This is a genomic window from Massilia rhizosphaerae, assembly GCF_016093545.1.
Classification (GTDB): domain Bacteria; phylum Pseudomonadota; class Gammaproteobacteria; order Burkholderiales; family Burkholderiaceae_D; genus Telluria; species Telluria rhizosphaerae.
In genome coordinates this window covers 35,246-49,778 of the sequence record NZ_JADKYX010000025.1, presented here as the reverse complement: position 1 = coordinate 49,778, position 14,533 = coordinate 35,246, and the positions used below count along the sequence as shown (strand labels likewise).

The following is a 14,533-nucleotide window of genomic DNA, read 5'->3' as shown; positions in this document are numbered from 1 at the left end:
GTCGGGATGATGTTGCCTCGGAGCTCTGCATACTACCCGACAATGCTTAGCTTGTCCCGGCCTGCGGGAAAGGAGATGCCAATGCGTCAGTCCGGCCAGCGCTCGTTGATCTCGGCGGCCTTGTCGATGTTGCGGATGAGGATGTCGACGTAATGCGGATCGAGGTGCTGGCCCGCCACTTCGTGCAGGTAGTCGCGCACCTGGTCGATGGGCCACGCCTTCTTGTAGACGCGCTCGTGGGTGAGGGCGTCGAACACGTCGGCCACGGCCACGATGCGCGCATACGGGTGGATGTCCTCGCCCTTGAGGCCTTGCGGATAGCCGCTGCCGTCCCACTTCTCGTGGTGCTGGTGGGCGATCACGGCGGCCGCCTTCAGGATCGGGCGCTGCGAGCCGTCCAGGATCTGCAGGCCGATGGTCGGGTGCAGCTTCATGATGTCCCATTCCTCGGGCGTGAGGCGGCCCGGTTTCAGCAGCACGGCATCCGGCGTCGCGATCTTGCCCACGTCGTGCATCGGCGCGGCATGCATCAGCACGGCCGTCTCGTCGTCCGGCATGCCGGATTCCAGCGCCAGCAGGTGGCACACCTGGGCCATGCGGCGCACGTGGTTGCCGGCCTCGTTCGAGCGCGATTCGACGACGTCGCCGAGGCGCAGGATCAGCTCGGCCTGGGTGTCGGTGATTTCCTGGTTCAGCAGGATGTTGTCGAAGGCGATGGCGACGCCCGAGCAGAACACGTCGAGCAATTGCACATCGATCTCGGAAATCTCTTCCACGCCCTTGAGCACGAGCAGCGACGCCTTGCCGCTGTTGTTGGGGAAATAGCCGACATACGTGTCGCCATGCAGCTTGGAGATGCGGTTGTGGCGCGCCTCGTCCAGCTGGGCGATCAGTTCCGGACCGATGTCTTCGTCGCCGACGTCGCCGATGCGCGCCAGCACCTCGTACTCGCTCTCGCCCGCGATCACGCTGGCGCCGGCCACGCGCAGCAGCATGCTCTGCTCCAGGCGCAGCAGGGCGACGACCTGCTGCAGCAGGCCGCTGGCGAAATCCTTCAGGTTGCGCTGCTTGAACAGGTGCGACGAGGCCGAGATCACGCGCTCCAGGCCTTCGCGGTAATTCTGCTGGACGCGGCGGGCGTCCTCGACCTTCATGATGTCGCGGTAGGCGCGCAGGGCGGCGAACGTCGTCGTGAACAGCTTGGTGCGGTCGAGCTCCGTCTTTTCCTTGTAGTCGTTGATGTCGTAGTCGACGATTACGCGTTCCTCGGGCGCCTGGCCGGGCTGGCCGGTGCGCAGCACGATGCGGGTGAACTGGTTGTCCAGCTCCTGGCGCATCCAGCGCGCCACTTCCAGGCCGCTGTCCTCGCGCTCCATGACCACGTCGAGGAACACCAGCGCGATGTCGTGTTCGCGCGCGAGGATGTCCTTGGCCTCGGCGCCGCTGTACGCGTGCAGGAACGAGAGGCTGCGGCCGTCCAGGCGGAAACGCGACAGCGTCAGCTTGGTGATGTCATGGATGTCCGGTTCGTCGTCGACGAGCAGTACTTTCCATGGAGCAAGCTTCGGCGCGGCTGAGGACAGGAAGGACATTTGACGATCCAATTTCGTGAACGTTTCAGGTCGATGAACAACGGCATTGCGGTGGAGCATCACCAGTCTGAAATGATTGTAGTATGAGCAGTGATCATTAACAACAAGAAATATTAATGACGCAGTGCAATAAGTCACAATGTCGCAACGGATTGCTTCCCTGCCATTTATGCCGTCTTGTCATGCCGTTCAACCGTAACGCTTCTGGCAGCGCTCGCACCAGAAGCTGCGCCGATTCGTCCGGCCCAGGTGCGCCTTGTGGAACGGGATATGGCAGCGGGGACACGTTTTCTGATTGTGGGCCAGCCAGTGCTTCTTGAGGACGAAGGCTTTCTTCCATTCGAGGAAGTCGAAGCTGTACTGGCGCGCTTCCTGCACGAGGGCGCGCAGCTTGGCCGGCGGCAGCGCCCCCACGGTCGACCGCGGATCCACGCGGATGCGGAACAGCACCTCGTTCTTGATGATGTTGCCGACGCCGGCAAAGATGTCCTGGTCGAGCAGGGCGTCGCACACGAGCGCGTCCGCGTTTTTCTTGGCCTCTGCGCGGAGTTTCTTGCGCGCCAAAGCCGGGTCCCATGCATCCGACATGACGTCCGCGGCCCAGTCGTAGCAGGCGTCGATGTCGATGTCGATTTCCTTCACGGAGCAGGCATAGAAATTGAGTTCGCCGCCGTCCGCGAAACCGAGCGACAGGCGCGGCGGCTTGTCGCGGCGCTCGTCCACGCGGTAGGTGCCGAACAGGAGGAAGTGGATGCGCACGACCATCGTCGGCACCTGGATCAGGAAATGCTTGCCCCAGGTGCGCAGGGAGACCACCGGCTGGCCGACGAGGCGCGCCGTGTCGATGGCCCAGGTATTGCCCTCGGCGCGCACGATCTCCTGGCCGACGAAGCGGGCCGTCTGCTCTTTCAAGATGACCAATGACGGGCCTTCCGGCATGATGCACCCTTGCGTGTTGTCCCGTTTGGGATTGTGCCGGGCAAGAGCTCGTTATACCTGTGCGGGGACTAACATTTGGATACAAACTAAGACGATTCAATAACGGACCCGGCACGGAAACCGGCGTATAAGAATCAGGTATTAACGGTAGTCGTTCGGAGAAAGAAAGGAAGAAGATCATGAAATCGTTCATGAAGACGATGGCCCTGGCGGGCCTGCTGGCGCTGGCCGCGGGCAGGGTATCGGCCGCAGTCGACGTCACGTGGGTGCACCCCGAGAATTTCCATGACTTGCCGTTCCCGACGTGGGAGCGCAAGGAGATGCTGGACCAGATCACCGACCACTTCAAGAAGCTGGGCCAGAACCTGCCGCCGGGCCAGGACCTGCGCATCGAGATCACGGATTTCGACCCGGCCGGCCACCTCGTCCCGAGCATCCGGCTGGGCCGCGACCTGCGCATCCTGAGCGGACGCGCGGACTGGCCGCGCATGGAGTTGAATTACGCGGTCGTGCAGGACGGCGCGGTGGTCAAGAGCGGCCAGGCGCAGCTGCAGGACATGAATTACCAGCAGTCGTTCAATCACTACTTCGATACGGAGCCGCTGCGCTACGAGAAGCAGATGATCGACAACTGGTTCGAAAAAACCATTGCGCCGATCAAGAAGCGCCGGCGCTGACGGTATTCATTTGACGGCCCCGGACGTCCAGTCGCGCCAGCGGGCCCCCGCTTCGCGCACCGTGTAATCGGCCGGTACGGTGAACAGGGCGGCGGCCGGTTCCTCCCGCTTGACGTTTTCGAGGCGGAACACGACGTCGCCGCTGCGCGGATCGCTGTGTTTCGTGTAGACGGTCACCTGCAGGTCGGGCGCCGTCCACGTCTCGTCCGACACGACGATCGGATTGCGGTTGCCGATCGCGCCGGCAGGGATCTCGTAGCTGCGCATCCTGCCCTCGGCCTTGATCCCGCCGAAGTCGCGCGTGCCCAGGTCCTTCGTCACGGCCTTCGATGACCACTTGGCGTCGTCGAAGGCGCTGGCGAGGGACGCGATGCCGTGCGCCGCCATCGTTTTCGACAGCTGGATGCGGACGTCCTGCTCGACATGCCGGCGGGCGGCGGCGTCCGCGCGCACGACGCGCTTGACGATGACTTCCTGCTGGCCGTCCGGCGCCGTGTGGCGCTCGATCGACGGCAGGGGGCCGTCCTTGCGCATGTCATGGACGAGATGGTGCCGGTCGAGCTTGATGGCGACGCGCTCCTGCGGCTTGAGCGTCCAGGACACGCCGGCGGCCGGGTCGTCGATCCGCACCGCGCGCAGCTCGCCCTTGCCGTCCACGAATTCCTGGCGCGTGCGCCCCGCGCTGTCGCGGTAATAGGCCATCGGGCCGCGGCGGACGTCGATCTGGTTGCCGTCGGCCAGGGTTTGCGCGTGTTCGCGGACGACTTGCGCGCTATAGGGGGCATTCTTGACGGGACGCATCCAGGCGGCGAGGGTGCCGTCGGGGGCGACCGTGATCGAATCGGCGCGCATCGTCGTGCTGCCGTCCCGGTGCAGTACGAGCTCGCCCTTGGCCGGCTGGGTGGCCGTGTCGTCGGCCAGGACCGGCGCGGCGACGGCGCACAGCAGCAGGGCAAGCATCGGTGTCTTGGTTGTCATGGCATCCTCTTGTCGGTCAAATCATTGGATGGCGGAGAGGCGCACGGCCAGCGGCTGCCCGTCGGCCCCGACGAGCATCTCGGCGCGCACGGATTCGCCCGCGTTTTCCGGCGTCAGCGGCACGCCCAGCGCGGCCAGGCTCGTGCGCGGCACGTCGGCGGCGACCACGCGCGGCGCGGGTTCCGCGGCGATGCGCTCGGCCGAGTCCAGCGCGATGAACACGCCCTGGTCGTCGAGCGCGACGCGCGTGGCGTGCGGGCCGCCGTCCGGGGCGGGCGGGCGCAGCGCGAACGCCAGCACGAGCGCGCCGGCCGCGAGGCCCGCCGCGCCGCACCCCAGCGTCCAGCCGCGGCCGGCCAGGGCGTGATACCAGCGCCGCCGCGGCGCATGCAGCCGGGCGAACGCCTGCAGCAATTCCTTCTCGACGGCGCGCGGGGCCTGCAGCCGTCCGACCTCCGCGCGCAGGGCGTCGAACAGGGGATCGCGGTCCGTTTTTCGGGTGTCCATGGTGGCTCTCCTTGTCATGCCGCGTCGCTCGCCGCGCGCCAGCCGGCCAGGCGCTTGGCCAGCGCGGCCCGTCCGCGCGACAGGCGCGAACGCACGGTGCCGATGTCGACCTGGCAGACGTCGGCGATCTCGGCGTACGACAGCTCGTGCATCTCGTACAGGATGACGGCGTCGCGGTAATGCGGCGCCAGCAGCGCCAGCGCGCGCCGCACTTCCTCCGCGGCCTCGTTGTCCAGCAGGCGTCCCAGCGGACAGGCCGCGTCGTCCGCCGGCCCGGCGTCGCCGTCATCGTCGTCCGGGCCGGACAACACGACGTGACGCTGGTGCGCCGTTTCGTGTTTCAGGATCAGGTTGCGCGCCACGCCGAACAGGAAGTGCTGCAGCTGTCCGCGCAGCGGATCGAACCGGAACCGTTCCGTCAACAGGCCCATGAACGTTTCCTGCACCACGTCGGCGGCGACGTCGGCCGAGCCGCAGCGCAGCAGCGCGAAGCGGTACAGCGGACCCTGGTGGCGCCGGTACAAGGCCGTGAAAGCGTCGGCCGCACCGCCGCGCATCCGGCGCAGCAGGTCGGTGTCGTGAAGGGTCGTGGTCATGGGTCGTTGTGTTTAACCCATATTCCGGCGGCGCGCGCGGAAAGTTCCAGTTTTTTTCGGGCGCTCAGTCGACCCAGTTCACCCGCGCGAACTTGGTGCGGAAATCGTCCGGCATGGCGACGACCTGGCTCGTCTTGTAGTTGAAGAAGACGAAGCCCTGCTTGGCCATCGCGACGAGGGTCTTGTCCTTGGGACGCGTGACCCGGAAGATGATGTCGCCGCCGTACTTGTTGAAGTCCATGACGCCCACTTCGAACAGCAGCTGGTCGCGCGCGTGCGCCTCGGCGCGGTACGTCGTCGCGAGGTCCGTGACGATGATGCCCGTGCCGTCGCGCTCCGTTTCGGGGACGCCGTATTCGAACAGGAAGCGGGCCCGGGCCTCGGAGATCATCGAGATCATCGAGTCGTTGCCCAGGTGGTTCGCCGCATTGATGTCGGTGACGCGCACCGTCAGCAGGGTCGTGTAGTAGTACTGGTCTTCGGGGAAGGTAAGTATCAGTCGTGCCATGTCTGCATTCTACCCGGTGCGGGTAGGGTGTCCGGTTGAGGAAATTCAGTCCGCTTGCGTGTCGAGGCGCTGGTTGCTCACCTGTACCGTCTGCGATCGGATCAGGCCGTCGACCACTTCATAGATCGCGACGAGGTCGACCTGGCCCCGGCCTTCGGGAAAATTGCGGGTGACCGTCTCGTGGTCGATGACGATGTTGCCCATCACGGCGCGCTGCAGCAGGTGCGCGTGCAGGTCCGGCTCCTGGAAGCGCGCGGCGAAGCGCGGGCGCATCTCCGCGTGGCCCGTGGCCAGCAATGTCGCCGGCAATGCATACTGGCGCGCATCGAGCGCATAGGTCGCGAGCAGGGCGTCGAGGTCGCGGGCGTTGTAGGCGTCGAGCTGGCGCTGGACGACGGCTTCGGGGGAGGGCGGGACGGACATGGTGTCGGGTGGAGTCGAAAACCCGATTCTGCCATGGAACGGCCGCCTACAGGCTGCGCAGGATGAACCCGCAACCGGCCACCATGCACAGTCCGCCCACGAGGCGCTTGACCAGGGCGCCGTCGACGCGGTGGATGACGATGGCGCCCGCCAGCACGCCCGCGATTTCGAACACGACGACGAAGGCGGCAAGCCGGTAGTCGATGCCGGTGTAATGCAGGTTGGCGAGCGAGCCGGACAAGGCGCCCACCGTTTGCAGCACCTGTCCGACGCCGACCGCGGTCAGCACGGAATAGCCGCACAGGACCATCAGCGGCACGGACAGCACCGGGCCGCCGATGCCCGTGAGTCCGGAAAAGAACCCGGTGACGGCGCCGATCGCCGCCAGGATCAGCCAGCGTTGGCGCGCGCCCCGCGGCATGGCGGCCACGGCCCGTTCGCCGCCGACGCCCGACGTGTACGTGCCGACGACGAGGATCACCGCGGCCAGCACCATCGACAGCGCCGCGGTGTCGAGACGATGGCCGAGCCATGCGCCGGCATAGCCCGTCGCCGCCGCGCCGAGGCAGACCGGCCGCACCAGCGTCCAGTCCAGGCTGCCCTTGCGGTGGAAGTAGAGAGCGCCGGCGATGCCGGTAAAGATGAAGGTGAACAGCGACAACGCCATGCCCTGGTGGATGTCCATGTCCATCAGCAGCACCAGCGCGGGCGGCATGAAGAAGCCGCCGACGCCGGCCGCGCCGACGAGGATGCCGATGGCAATGGATGTGAGTGCAAGTCCGGTGTGCATCGGCAGGGTCTCATCGTAACGGTTCGGGAAACTCATTATAACTGGTTATGACAAGTTACGGAGAAAAAATGATTACGCGGCGAGGCGTTTTCCTTCCTCTTCCCGCAATGCGGCCAGCAGGGCGGGCACGACGTCGAACAGGTCGCCGACGATGCCGTAGTCCGTCACGCCGAAGATCGGCGCTTCCGGATCCTTGTTGACGGCGACGATGACCTTCGCGTCGCCGATGCCGGCCAGGTGCTGGATGGCGCCGGAAATGCCGATCGCGATGTACAGCGCGGGCGCGACGATCTTGCCGGTCTGGCCGACCTGCAGGTCGTTGGCCGCGAAGCCGGCGTCGACGGCCGCGCGCGACGCGCCGATGGCCCCGCCCAGCGCGTCCGCCAGCGGTTCCAGCAGCTTGAAATTGGCGCCCGAGCCGAGGCCGCGCCCTCCCGCCACGACGACGCGCGCCGAAGCCAGTTCCGCCCGTCCGGACGCCGTGCGCTCGGTCGCGACGACGCGTGCCGTGCCGGCATCGTCCACCGCCGGCATTTCCTGCATGGCTGCCGCGGCGTCGCCAGACGGCGCCGCGTCGAAGCTGGTGGCGCGCACGGTGAGCACCTTGACGGCGTCCAGCGCCCGCACGGTCGCGATCGCGTTGCCCGCGTAGATCGGACGCTCGAAGATGTCGGGCGCGAGCACCCGCGTCACTTCCGAGATCTGCCCGGCGTCGAGCCCGGCCGCGATGCGCGGCATGACGCTCTTGCCGAAGGTGCTGGCCGCCGCCAGCACGTGGGTGTACGCCTGCTGCGCCAGCACTTGCAGCGCCTGGGCGGCCACGTTTTCCGCGAGCCCGTGCGCCAGGTGCGGGGCGGAGGCGACCCACACCTGGGCCACGCCGGCGACGCGGGCGGCGTCGTGCGCCGCGGCGGTGCAATCGTGCCCCGCGACGAGGAGGTGCACCTCGCCGCCGCACAGGCGGGCCGCGCCGATGGCGTGGCGCGTGGCGGCATGGAGAACATGGTTGTCGTGTTCCGCGATGACGAGAACTGTCATGATGGTTCCTCGAATAATGGTTAGATGACGTGCGCGTCGTGGCGCAGGCGGCGGACCAGCTCGGCCGCATCCGGCACCAGTACGCCGCTCTTGCGCTGCGGGGGCGGGCTGACGGCCAGCGTGGTCCAGCGCGGGGCGACGTCGACGCCCAGGGTTTCGGCCGGAATCGTGTCCAGCCGCTTCTTTTTCGCCTTCATCAGGTTGGGAAGGCTGACGAAGCGCGGCTCGTTCAGGCGCAGGTCCGCCGTCACGACGGCCGGCAGCGCCAGTTGCACGGTGTCGGTGCCGCCGTCGACGTCGCGCGTGACGGTCACGCTGTCGCCTTCGATCCGCACGGCCGACGCGAACGTCGCCTGCGGCCAGGCCAGCATGGCGGCCAGCATCTGGCCGGTCTGGTTGCAGTCGTCGTCGATGGCCTGCTTGCCCAGGATGACAAGCCGCGGGATTTCGCGCCGGACCACCGCGGCCAGCAATTTGGCGACGGCGAGCGGTTGCAGTTCCGCGTCCGTCCGCACCAGGATGGCGCGGTCGGCGCCGATGCCCATGGCCGTGCGCAGCACGTCCTGGCAGGCGTCCGGGCCGCAGGACACGGCGATCACTTCCGTCGCGTGACCCGCTTCCTTGAGCCGCACGGCTTCTTCCACGGCGATGTCGTCGAAGGGATTGATGGCCATCTTGACGTTGGCCAGGTCGACGCCCGTGTTGTCCGGCTTCACGCGGACCTTGACGTTGGGATCGACCACCCGCTTCACGGGGACCAGTATTTTCATCGTTTCTCCTTGTGCATCACTTGTCGACGAACGCGCGCTCGATGACGTAGTGGCCGGGATGGCTCATATTGCCTTCCTTCAGGCCGTGGCTGTCGAGCACGGCCACGGTGTCCTTCAGCATGGCGGGGCTGCCGCACAGCATGAAGCGGTCGTGTTCGATGTCGAGCGGCGGCAGGCCGAGCTTGTCGTAGAAATCCGCGCTGGCCAGCAGGTCGGGAATGCGGCCCTGGTTTTCGAACGGTTCGCGCGTGACGGTCGGGTAGTAGATCAGGCTGCCGGCCACCAGTTCGCCCAGGAACTCGTGGTTCGGCAGCTCGGCCGCGATGCGCTCCTGGTACGCGAGTTCGTTGACGTGGCGGCAGCCGTGCACGAGGATCACCTTGTCGAACTGCTCGTAGATGTCCGGATCCTGCACGATGCTCATGAACGGCGCCAGGCCCGTGCCCGTGCCGAGCAGGTACAGGTGCTTGCCCGGCAACAGGTTCTGGCTCAGCAGCGTGCCGGACGCCTTGCGGCCGACGAGGATCGCGTCGCCGACCTTGATATCCTGCAGGCGCGACGTCAGCGGGCCGTCCGGCACCTTGATGCTGAGGAATTCGAGCTGCTCTTCGTAATGCGGGCTGACCATGCTGTAGGCGCGCATCAGCGGCCGGCCGTCCACTTCCAGCCCGATCATCGCGAACTGTCCGCTCTGGTAGCGGAAGCTCGGCTCGCGCGTCGTGGTAAAGGAAAACAGGCGGTCCGTCCAGTGACGCACGGACAATACTTCCGCCTCGTAGAAATTACTCATCACGCCATCCTTTCGTCAATGATTCGGGCAATCCTCCCGTCGCCGGGCCGAATGCCATCTGTTTCAGGTAGGTCCAGGGATAGATGCCGCGCTCGTGGCCGTCCGAAAACACCAGGTGCATGGCCGCCGGGCCCAGGGGTTCGATTTTCAGCAGGCGCACGTCGTCGGCGACGGGCAGGACGACGTCCAGCGCCCGGCGCGTGTTTTCGCACACGCTGCAGCGGCAGGAGCGGCGCAGGGCCCGGTGCGACAACACCGCATGCCGGCCGTCCCACACGAGTTCCAGCGTGCCCGCCTGGCCGTCCAGGTGGATCGTGTCGGGCCAGGCCGACGGCGGCGGCGCCGCGATGGCGTCTTCACAGGACATGGGCCACCCCCTCCGGTCCGATTTCGGTGCTGAGCCCGCCGTAACCGCCGTCGCGCAATTCCCCGCCCATCGCGGTCAGGCTCTCTTCGCGAATCAGCTTCTTGATCGAGCGGACCAGGCTTGCGAACTCCGGCGTGTCCATCATGTCCGGCGTACGCGGGCGCGGCAGCGGCACCCTGATGTCGGCCTTGATCCGTCCCGGCCGCGCCGTCATCACGTAGATGCGGTCGGACAGGAAGATCGCCTCGTCGATGTCGTGCGTGATGAACAGCACGGACAGCCGCAGCTTTTGCCACATATTCGTCAGGATCTCCTGCATGACGGAGCGGGTCTGCGAGTCGAGCGCGCCGAACGGTTCGTCCATCAGCAGCACTTGCGGGCTCGTCGCCAGCGCGCGCACGATGCCGACGCGCTGCTTCATCCCGCCCGACAACTGCGCCGGGTAGTGGTTCTCGAAGGCGAGCAGGCCGGCGAGGCCGAGCAGGGTGCGCGCCTGCGTCTCGCGCTGGGACAGGGGCACGTCCTTCATCTTAAGCCCGAACTCGACGTTTTTTCGGACCGTCATCCACGGGAACAGCGAATATTGCTGGAACACGACGCCGCGGTCCGAACCCGGGCCGGCGATGGGCCGGCCGTCCAAGGTCAGCACGCCGCCGTCGGCCCGGGTGAAACCGGCGACCGCGTTCATCAGCGTCGATTTGCCGCAACCGGACGGGCCGATCAACGACACGAATTCGCCCGGCCGCACGTCCAGCGAGACGGACTTGACGGCCTGCACGGTCGTGCCGCGCGCCCGGAAGCTGATGTCGAGGTCGCGCACCTCGATGTGGCCGGTGTGGGTTTCGTTGGCGGGCGCGTTCATTTGACCGCTCCCGCCGCCGCGCCGGCCCACGGCATGGCGAGCCGCGAGCACACGTCGATCGCCTTGCTGCACAACAGGCCGAGCACGCCGATCGTGATCATGCCCAGGGCGATGTCGGAATACGAGATCAGCGAATACGCTTCCCACGTGAAGTAGCCGATGCCGAATTGACCGGAAATCATTTCCGCCGCAATCAGCGAGACCCACGCGACCCCCATGCCGACCGCGAGCCCGGTGAAGATGTGCGGCAGCGCGCCGGGGATCACGACGTACAGGATCACGTCCTTTTCCTTTGCACCGAGACTGTGCGCGGCGCGCAGCAGCACCCCGTCGACGCTCTCCACGCCGTGGATCGTGTTGATCAGGACGGGGAAGAAGGCGCCCAGGAACGTGATGAACGCGATGCTGACCTCGTTGCTGGGCCACAGCATGATGGCCATCGGCACCCAGGCGATCGCCGGGATCGGGCGGAACAATTCCATCGCCGGCATCGCCAGCGAGCGGACGATCCGGTAGCGGCCGACGAGGATGCCGAGGAGCGTGCCGCCGAGCGCCGCGCCGGCGAAGCCGATCAGCACGCGGCGCAGGCTGATGCCGATGTTCACCATGAACTTGGTCGAGTGGCTGACCTCGAGGATGCTGTGCCAGACGTCCAGCGGCGTCGGGATGTTCCCGAAGCGCACATAGAAGTCGAGCTTGTAGTACGTCGCCAGGTGCCACGCCAGCAGGACGGCCGCGATCGACAGGGTGCCGAGCACCACGCCGCCGACCTTGGATTCGAGCCAGCGCTTGAGCGAGAACGGTACGTGCGGCGCGCGCTTGCCCGCGCCGCCCTCGATGGCTTCGAGCCTGGGCTGCCGGATCGGCACGGTGGGGTGGGGCGGCGCGGCCGCGGGTGGCGGCGGCGTGATTGAGTGACGGTCCATCAGAGCCATGATCATTTCTCCATCTTGGCGAGCACTTGCTCGTAGGTTGCGACGGTGCCTCCGGATTTGGCCGCGCTGGCCTGTGCGTCCTTCTTCAGCAGGAACGGCACGACCTCCATCCCGGCGCCGCTGCCGCTGACCGCGTAGAACGCCTTGTCGGCAAATACCTTGATGCCGAGCGCGTGGTCGAACAAATAGACCACAGCAATTTTCTTGCCAGCCTGCTGATACTTCCTGATCCCCATGAAGGTGCAGACCGGCGAGCTCAGCGGCACGATGTCGCCGCCGTCGATCCAGATTTCGCCGGCGTCCTTCGGATGGGCGATCGTCTTGCCGCATACCGGGTCCTTGCCCTGGATGTCGTAGTTGGCGAGGGACCGCTTCTGCGCGTCGTAGTCGAGGCCGCGCTGCTGGAAGGCTTCGCGCAGATAGCGTTCGTCGACCCAGCTGTCCACGTTGAACGCCTTCACCTTGCCCAGTTTCTGCAGCACGCCGTAGTCGGTCTTGACGGCGTTCACGAGCAGCGGCTTGATCGTCGGGTCCAGCGTGTGGATGCCGTCGGGGCCGAGGAAGATGTAGACGACTTCCTTCTCGATCTTCGTCCACTGCGCGATCTTCTCGGCCGCGAGCTTCGGGTTCTTGCGCACCCAGTCGTTGGCGTCCAGCAGGGCGCGCAGGTAGGCGACGACGACTTCCGGATACTTGTCGGCGAAGTCCTTGCGCACGACGACGCCGTGGAAGGTTGGCACGCCGGTTTCCGCGCCGTCGAAGATCTTGCGGGCGAAGCCGCGGTAGGGCAGCTGCTCGGCGAACGGGACGAAATCGGCGTGCGCGTCGATCTTCATTTCGCGCAGGTTGCTGGTGCCGATTTCCGGCGTCTGGCTGACCAGGTTCCAGAAATCGGCCGGCCAGCCGCGCGCCTGCATCGCCTGCAGCAGCATGCCGTGCGCGGCCGAGCCGAACGGCACGGACACGGTCTTGCCCTTCAGGTCCGCCAGCTGGTAGTAGGGGCTGTCCTTGTTGACGACCACGCCGTTGCCGGCGCCGGCCGCGTTGTACGCGATGATGGCGATCAGCTCCGTTTCGTTGCCCCGGCTTTGCTGGCCGTTGGCGCCGTTGATCAGCAGCGGGTAATCGCCCATCATGCCGATCTGGATCTTGTTGGCCATCATGCCGTTGGTCACGGGCGGGCCGGAGGTGAAGTTCTGCCAGTCGAACTGGAAGTCGATGTTCGCGTACTTGCCCGTCTTCGGCAGGTACTTCTCGAGCAGGCCCAGCTCCTTGATGACGATGCCGCCGGTGACGGTATTGGTCGTGGTGCTCTGCGTGCCGATGCCGATCGTGACGACGTCTTTCGCCAGGACCGGCGAGGTGCACAGCAACGTGGCGCAGAGCGCGGCGATACGGGTGAGGAACCGAAGTGTCATGTTGAATCCTTCCAGGATGAGTCAATGGATGAAAAACGGCGCGTTGCCCACGTTGCTAGGCCACCTCCACCAGCTGGTCGCGCTTGCCCTGCCTGTCGGCCCATTCGTCGGCGGCCGGCAGCGGGTCCGTCGATTGCGTGATGAGCGGCCAGCTGGCCGCGAGCCGCGCGTTCAGCGCGACGTATTCCTTCTGGGCGTCCGGCAGGTCCTTTTCGTCGTAGATCGCCTCGACGGGGCATTCGGCCACGCACACGCCGCAGTCGATGCAGACCTCCGGATCGATCACGAGGAAGTTCGGGCCTTCATGGAAGCATTCGACCGGGCAGACCGACACGCAGTCGGTGTACTTGCAGCCGATGCACGATTCGCCGACGACGTGCGTCATGACGCGCCTCCGTTCAGTTGGATGGTGGTGAGCGCCAGCTTGGACAGCTTGCGCACGTCCGAGTCGACATCCTTCAGCGCCAGTTCCAGGTGCGCGATGGCGCGCGTGTCGCCGATTTCGCCCAGCGCGATCACGGCTTCCTTGCGCAGATTGCTCATCGGGTGCTGCAGCGCCGCGCACAGCGCCGGCACCGCGGGCTTCGCCTTCAGCTTGCCGAGGCTGCGCGCCGCCTTCACGCGCACCTGCCAGAACTCGTCGTCCATGACGCGCACCAGGTCCGGCACGCCGAGCGCCAGCCCGAGCTTGCCCATCGTCGTCGCCGCTTCCTCGCGCACCTGCCAGGCCGGATCGGCGAGGACGCGGCTGAGCGTCGGCTGGATGCTCACTTCCGACGCGTAGCCGAGCGCGCCGATGGCGATGCGGCGCACTTCCTGGTCCGGATCGTGGGCCGCCGCGTTGGTCAACGCGCCGATCGCCTCCGGCTTCTTGAGGTAGCCGAGCACGCTCACCGCTTCGCGCCGCACGGCGGCGTCGGCGTCGCGCAGGGCGTCCATGGCCGGCTCGAACGCCGCGTCCACGCGCAGCGCACGGATCGCGTGCAGCGCGGCGGCCCGCACCGACGCTTCGTCGTCGCTCAGGTATGGCAGCAGGTGCGGCGCGGACGCCGGCTCCTTCAGCTCGGCCAGCGTGGTCGCGGCCGCGCGCCGCACTTCCGGGTCGGCGTCTTTCAGCAGCGGCACCAGCGCCCGCAGCGCTTCCGGTTCCTCGTAGCCCTCGATCGCGCGGGCCGCCTCCAGCCGCACGCTCGCGTCGGGGTCGGCCAGCGCGGTGACGAGCAGCGGCACGATGTCGTCCTCCTCGTCGGAGTAGGGCAGGTCGAGCACCGCGATGCGGCGCACGCCCGGGTCGCTGCTGCGCAGCCGTTCGTTGATGGGGGTTGCGATCATCGTCGTCCCCT

Annotated in this window: 18 protein-coding genes; 1 reads left to right on the top strand and 17 read right to left on the bottom strand. The window is 66.7% G+C overall.

Going from position 1 to position 14,533, the window contains the following annotated elements; genetic code table 11:
- Positions 1-86: 86 nt before the first annotated feature.
- Positions 87-1,592: an HD domain-containing phosphohydrolase gene (locus ISF28_RS26905; protein ID WP_198120261.1), complete on the bottom strand. Its 1,506-nt coding sequence runs from the start codon at positions 1,590-1,592 to the stop codon at positions 87-89.
- A gap of 189 nt (positions 1,593-1,781) precedes the next feature.
- The gene (locus ISF28_RS26900) at positions 1,782-2,531 is read right to left on the bottom strand and encodes a DNA-formamidopyrimidine glycosylase family protein (protein ID WP_198120260.1); all 750 of its coding nucleotides are present in this window, start codon (positions 2,529-2,531) and stop codon (positions 1,782-1,784) included.
- A gap of 179 nt (positions 2,532-2,710) precedes the next feature.
- Between ISF28_RS26900 and ISF28_RS26895 the strand changes: the two genes are divergently transcribed.
- Complete coding sequence (locus ISF28_RS26895; protein ID WP_198120259.1) at positions 2,711-3,208, top strand: DUF3016 domain-containing protein; 498 nt, start codon at positions 2,711-2,713, stop codon at positions 3,206-3,208.
- Between the two features lie 6 nt (positions 3,209-3,214).
- On the opposite strand, the gene ISF28_RS26890 is transcribed toward ISF28_RS26895, so the two are convergent.
- The 15 genes from ISF28_RS26890 to ISF28_RS26820 all read right to left on the bottom strand — a co-directional run bounded on the left by ISF28_RS26890 (position 3,215) and on the right by ISF28_RS26820 (position 14,522).
- A complete protein-coding gene (locus tag ISF28_RS26890) occupies positions 3,215-4,186 on the bottom strand; it encodes a hypothetical protein (protein ID WP_198120258.1) in 972 nt (323 codons plus the stop codon).
- 21 nt (positions 4,187-4,207) lie between these two features.
- Positions 4,208-4,693: a hypothetical protein gene (locus ISF28_RS26885; protein WP_198120257.1), complete on the bottom strand. Its 486-nt coding sequence runs from the start codon at positions 4,691-4,693 to the stop codon at positions 4,208-4,210.
- A gap of 14 nt (positions 4,694-4,707) precedes the next feature.
- A complete protein-coding gene (locus ISF28_RS26880) occupies positions 4,708-5,289 on the bottom strand; it encodes an RNA polymerase sigma factor (RefSeq protein ID WP_198120256.1) in 582 nt (193 codons plus the stop codon).
- Positions 5,290-5,353: 64 nt separating this feature from the next.
- Positions 5,354-5,797: a thioesterase family protein gene (locus ISF28_RS26875; RefSeq protein ID WP_198120255.1), complete on the bottom strand. Its 444-nt coding sequence runs from the start codon at positions 5,795-5,797 to the stop codon at positions 5,354-5,356.
- A 45-nt stretch (positions 5,798-5,842) separates the two neighbouring features.
- Positions 5,843-6,220, bottom strand: a complete 378-nt coding sequence (locus ISF28_RS26870; protein ID WP_198120254.1) for a nuclear transport factor 2 family protein — start codon at positions 6,218-6,220, stop codon at positions 5,843-5,845.
- 46 nt (positions 6,221-6,266) lie between these two features.
- Positions 6,267-7,010 carry a sulfite exporter TauE/SafE family protein gene (locus tag ISF28_RS26865; RefSeq protein ID WP_198120253.1) on the bottom strand — a complete coding sequence of 248 codons (744 nt, stop codon included), beginning with the start codon at positions 7,008-7,010 and terminating at the stop codon, positions 6,267-6,269.
- Positions 7,011-7,082: 72 nt separating this feature from the next.
- Positions 7,083-8,048, bottom strand: a complete 966-nt coding sequence (locus tag ISF28_RS26860; RefSeq protein ID WP_198120252.1) for an electron transfer flavoprotein subunit alpha/FixB family protein — start codon at positions 8,046-8,048, stop codon at positions 7,083-7,085.
- A 20-nt stretch (positions 8,049-8,068) separates the two neighbouring features.
- Positions 8,069-8,818, bottom strand: coding sequence for an electron transfer flavoprotein subunit beta/FixA family protein (locus ISF28_RS26855; protein ID WP_198120251.1), 750 nt, complete (start codon positions 8,816-8,818; stop codon positions 8,069-8,071).
- A gap of 16 nt (positions 8,819-8,834) precedes the next feature.
- The gene (locus ISF28_RS26850) at positions 8,835-9,608 is read right to left on the bottom strand and encodes a ferredoxin--NADP reductase (protein WP_198120250.1); all 774 of its coding nucleotides are present in this window, start codon (positions 9,606-9,608) and stop codon (positions 8,835-8,837) included.
- Positions 9,601-9,975, bottom strand: coding sequence for a DUF971 domain-containing protein (locus tag ISF28_RS26845; protein ID WP_198120249.1), 375 nt, complete (start codon positions 9,973-9,975; stop codon positions 9,601-9,603). Before ISF28_RS26845 ends, ISF28_RS26850 begins: the two co-directional genes overlap by 8 nt.
- A complete protein-coding gene (locus ISF28_RS26840; RefSeq protein WP_198120248.1) occupies positions 9,965-10,837 on the bottom strand; it encodes an ABC transporter ATP-binding protein in 873 nt (290 codons plus the stop codon). The genes ISF28_RS26845 and ISF28_RS26840 overlap by 11 nt, the downstream gene beginning before the upstream one ends.
- Positions 10,834-11,772 carry an ABC transporter permease gene (locus ISF28_RS26835; protein ID WP_229519416.1) on the bottom strand — a complete coding sequence of 313 codons (939 nt, stop codon included), beginning with the start codon at positions 11,770-11,772 and terminating at the stop codon, positions 10,834-10,836. The genes ISF28_RS26840 and ISF28_RS26835 overlap by 4 nt, the downstream gene beginning before the upstream one ends.
- 2 nt (positions 11,773-11,774) lie before the next feature.
- Positions 11,775-13,190, bottom strand: coding sequence for an ABC transporter substrate-binding protein (locus tag ISF28_RS26830; RefSeq protein WP_198120246.1), 1,416 nt, complete (start codon positions 13,188-13,190; stop codon positions 11,775-11,777).
- 55 nt (positions 13,191-13,245) lie between these two features.
- Positions 13,246-13,575, bottom strand: a complete 330-nt coding sequence (gene fdxA / locus ISF28_RS26825; protein ID WP_198120245.1) for a ferredoxin FdxA — start codon at positions 13,573-13,575, stop codon at positions 13,246-13,248.
- Entirely contained in the window at positions 13,572-14,522 is a 951-nt protein-coding gene (locus ISF28_RS26820; RefSeq protein ID WP_198120244.1) for a HEAT repeat domain-containing protein, read from the bottom strand. The genes fdxA and ISF28_RS26820 overlap by 4 nt, the downstream gene beginning before the upstream one ends.
- Positions 14,523-14,533 lie beyond the last annotated feature (11 nt).

What these genes read in the sequence shown, in the direction of transcription:
- ISF28_RS26905 (WP_198120261.1), bottom strand. Translation starts at nt 1,592, where the DNA reads ATGTCCTTCCTGTCCTCAGCCGCGCCGAAGCTTGCTCCATGGAAAGTA.
- ISF28_RS26900 (WP_198120260.1), bottom strand. Translation starts at nt 2,531, where the DNA reads ATGCCGGAAGGCCCGTCATTGGTCATCTTGAAAGAGCAGACGGCCCGC.
- ISF28_RS26895 (WP_198120259.1), top strand. Translation starts at nt 2,711, where the DNA reads ATGAAATCGTTCATGAAGACGATGGCCCTGGCGGGCCTGCTGGCGCTG.
- ISF28_RS26890 (WP_198120258.1), bottom strand. Translation starts at nt 4,186, where the DNA reads ATGACAACCAAGACACCGATGCTTGCCCTGCTGCTGTGCGCCGTCGCC.
- ISF28_RS26885 (WP_198120257.1), bottom strand. Translation starts at nt 4,693, where the DNA reads ATGGACACCCGAAAAACGGACCGCGATCCCCTGTTCGACGCCCTGCGC.
- ISF28_RS26880 (WP_198120256.1), bottom strand. Translation starts at nt 5,289, where the DNA reads ATGACCACGACCCTTCACGACACCGACCTGCTGCGCCGGATGCGCGGC.
- ISF28_RS26875 (WP_198120255.1), bottom strand. Translation starts at nt 5,797, where the DNA reads ATGGCACGACTGATACTTACCTTCCCCGAAGACCAGTACTACTACACG.
- ISF28_RS26870 (WP_198120254.1), bottom strand. Translation starts at nt 6,220, where the DNA reads ATGTCCGTCCCGCCCTCCCCCGAAGCCGTCGTCCAGCGCCAGCTCGAC.
- ISF28_RS26865 (WP_198120253.1), bottom strand. Translation starts at nt 7,010, where the DNA reads ATGCACACCGGACTTGCACTCACATCCATTGCCATCGGCATCCTCGTC.
- ISF28_RS26860 (WP_198120252.1), bottom strand. Translation starts at nt 8,048, where the DNA reads ATGACAGTTCTCGTCATCGCGGAACACGACAACCATGTTCTCCATGCC.
- ISF28_RS26855 (WP_198120251.1), bottom strand. Translation starts at nt 8,818, where the DNA reads ATGAAAATACTGGTCCCCGTGAAGCGGGTGGTCGATCCCAACGTCAAG.
- ISF28_RS26850 (WP_198120250.1), bottom strand. Translation starts at nt 9,608, where the DNA reads ATGAGTAATTTCTACGAGGCGGAAGTATTGTCCGTGCGTCACTGGACG.
- ISF28_RS26845 (WP_198120249.1), bottom strand. Translation starts at nt 9,975, where the DNA reads ATGTCCTGTGAAGACGCCATCGCGGCGCCGCCGCCGTCGGCCTGGCCC.
- ISF28_RS26840 (WP_198120248.1), bottom strand. Translation starts at nt 10,837, where the DNA reads ATGAACGCGCCCGCCAACGAAACCCACACCGGCCACATCGAGGTGCGC.
- ISF28_RS26835 (WP_229519416.1), bottom strand. Translation starts at nt 11,772, where the DNA reads ATGGCTCTGATGGACCGTCACTCAATCACGCCGCCGCCACCCGCGGCC.
- ISF28_RS26830 (WP_198120246.1), bottom strand. Translation starts at nt 13,190, where the DNA reads ATGACACTTCGGTTCCTCACCCGTATCGCCGCGCTCTGCGCCACGTTG.
- fdxA (WP_198120245.1), bottom strand. Translation starts at nt 13,575, where the DNA reads ATGACGCACGTCGTCGGCGAATCGTGCATCGGCTGCAAGTACACCGAC.
- ISF28_RS26820 (WP_198120244.1), bottom strand. Translation starts at nt 14,522, where the DNA reads ATGATCGCAACCCCCATCAACGAACGGCTGCGCAGCAGCGACCCGGGC.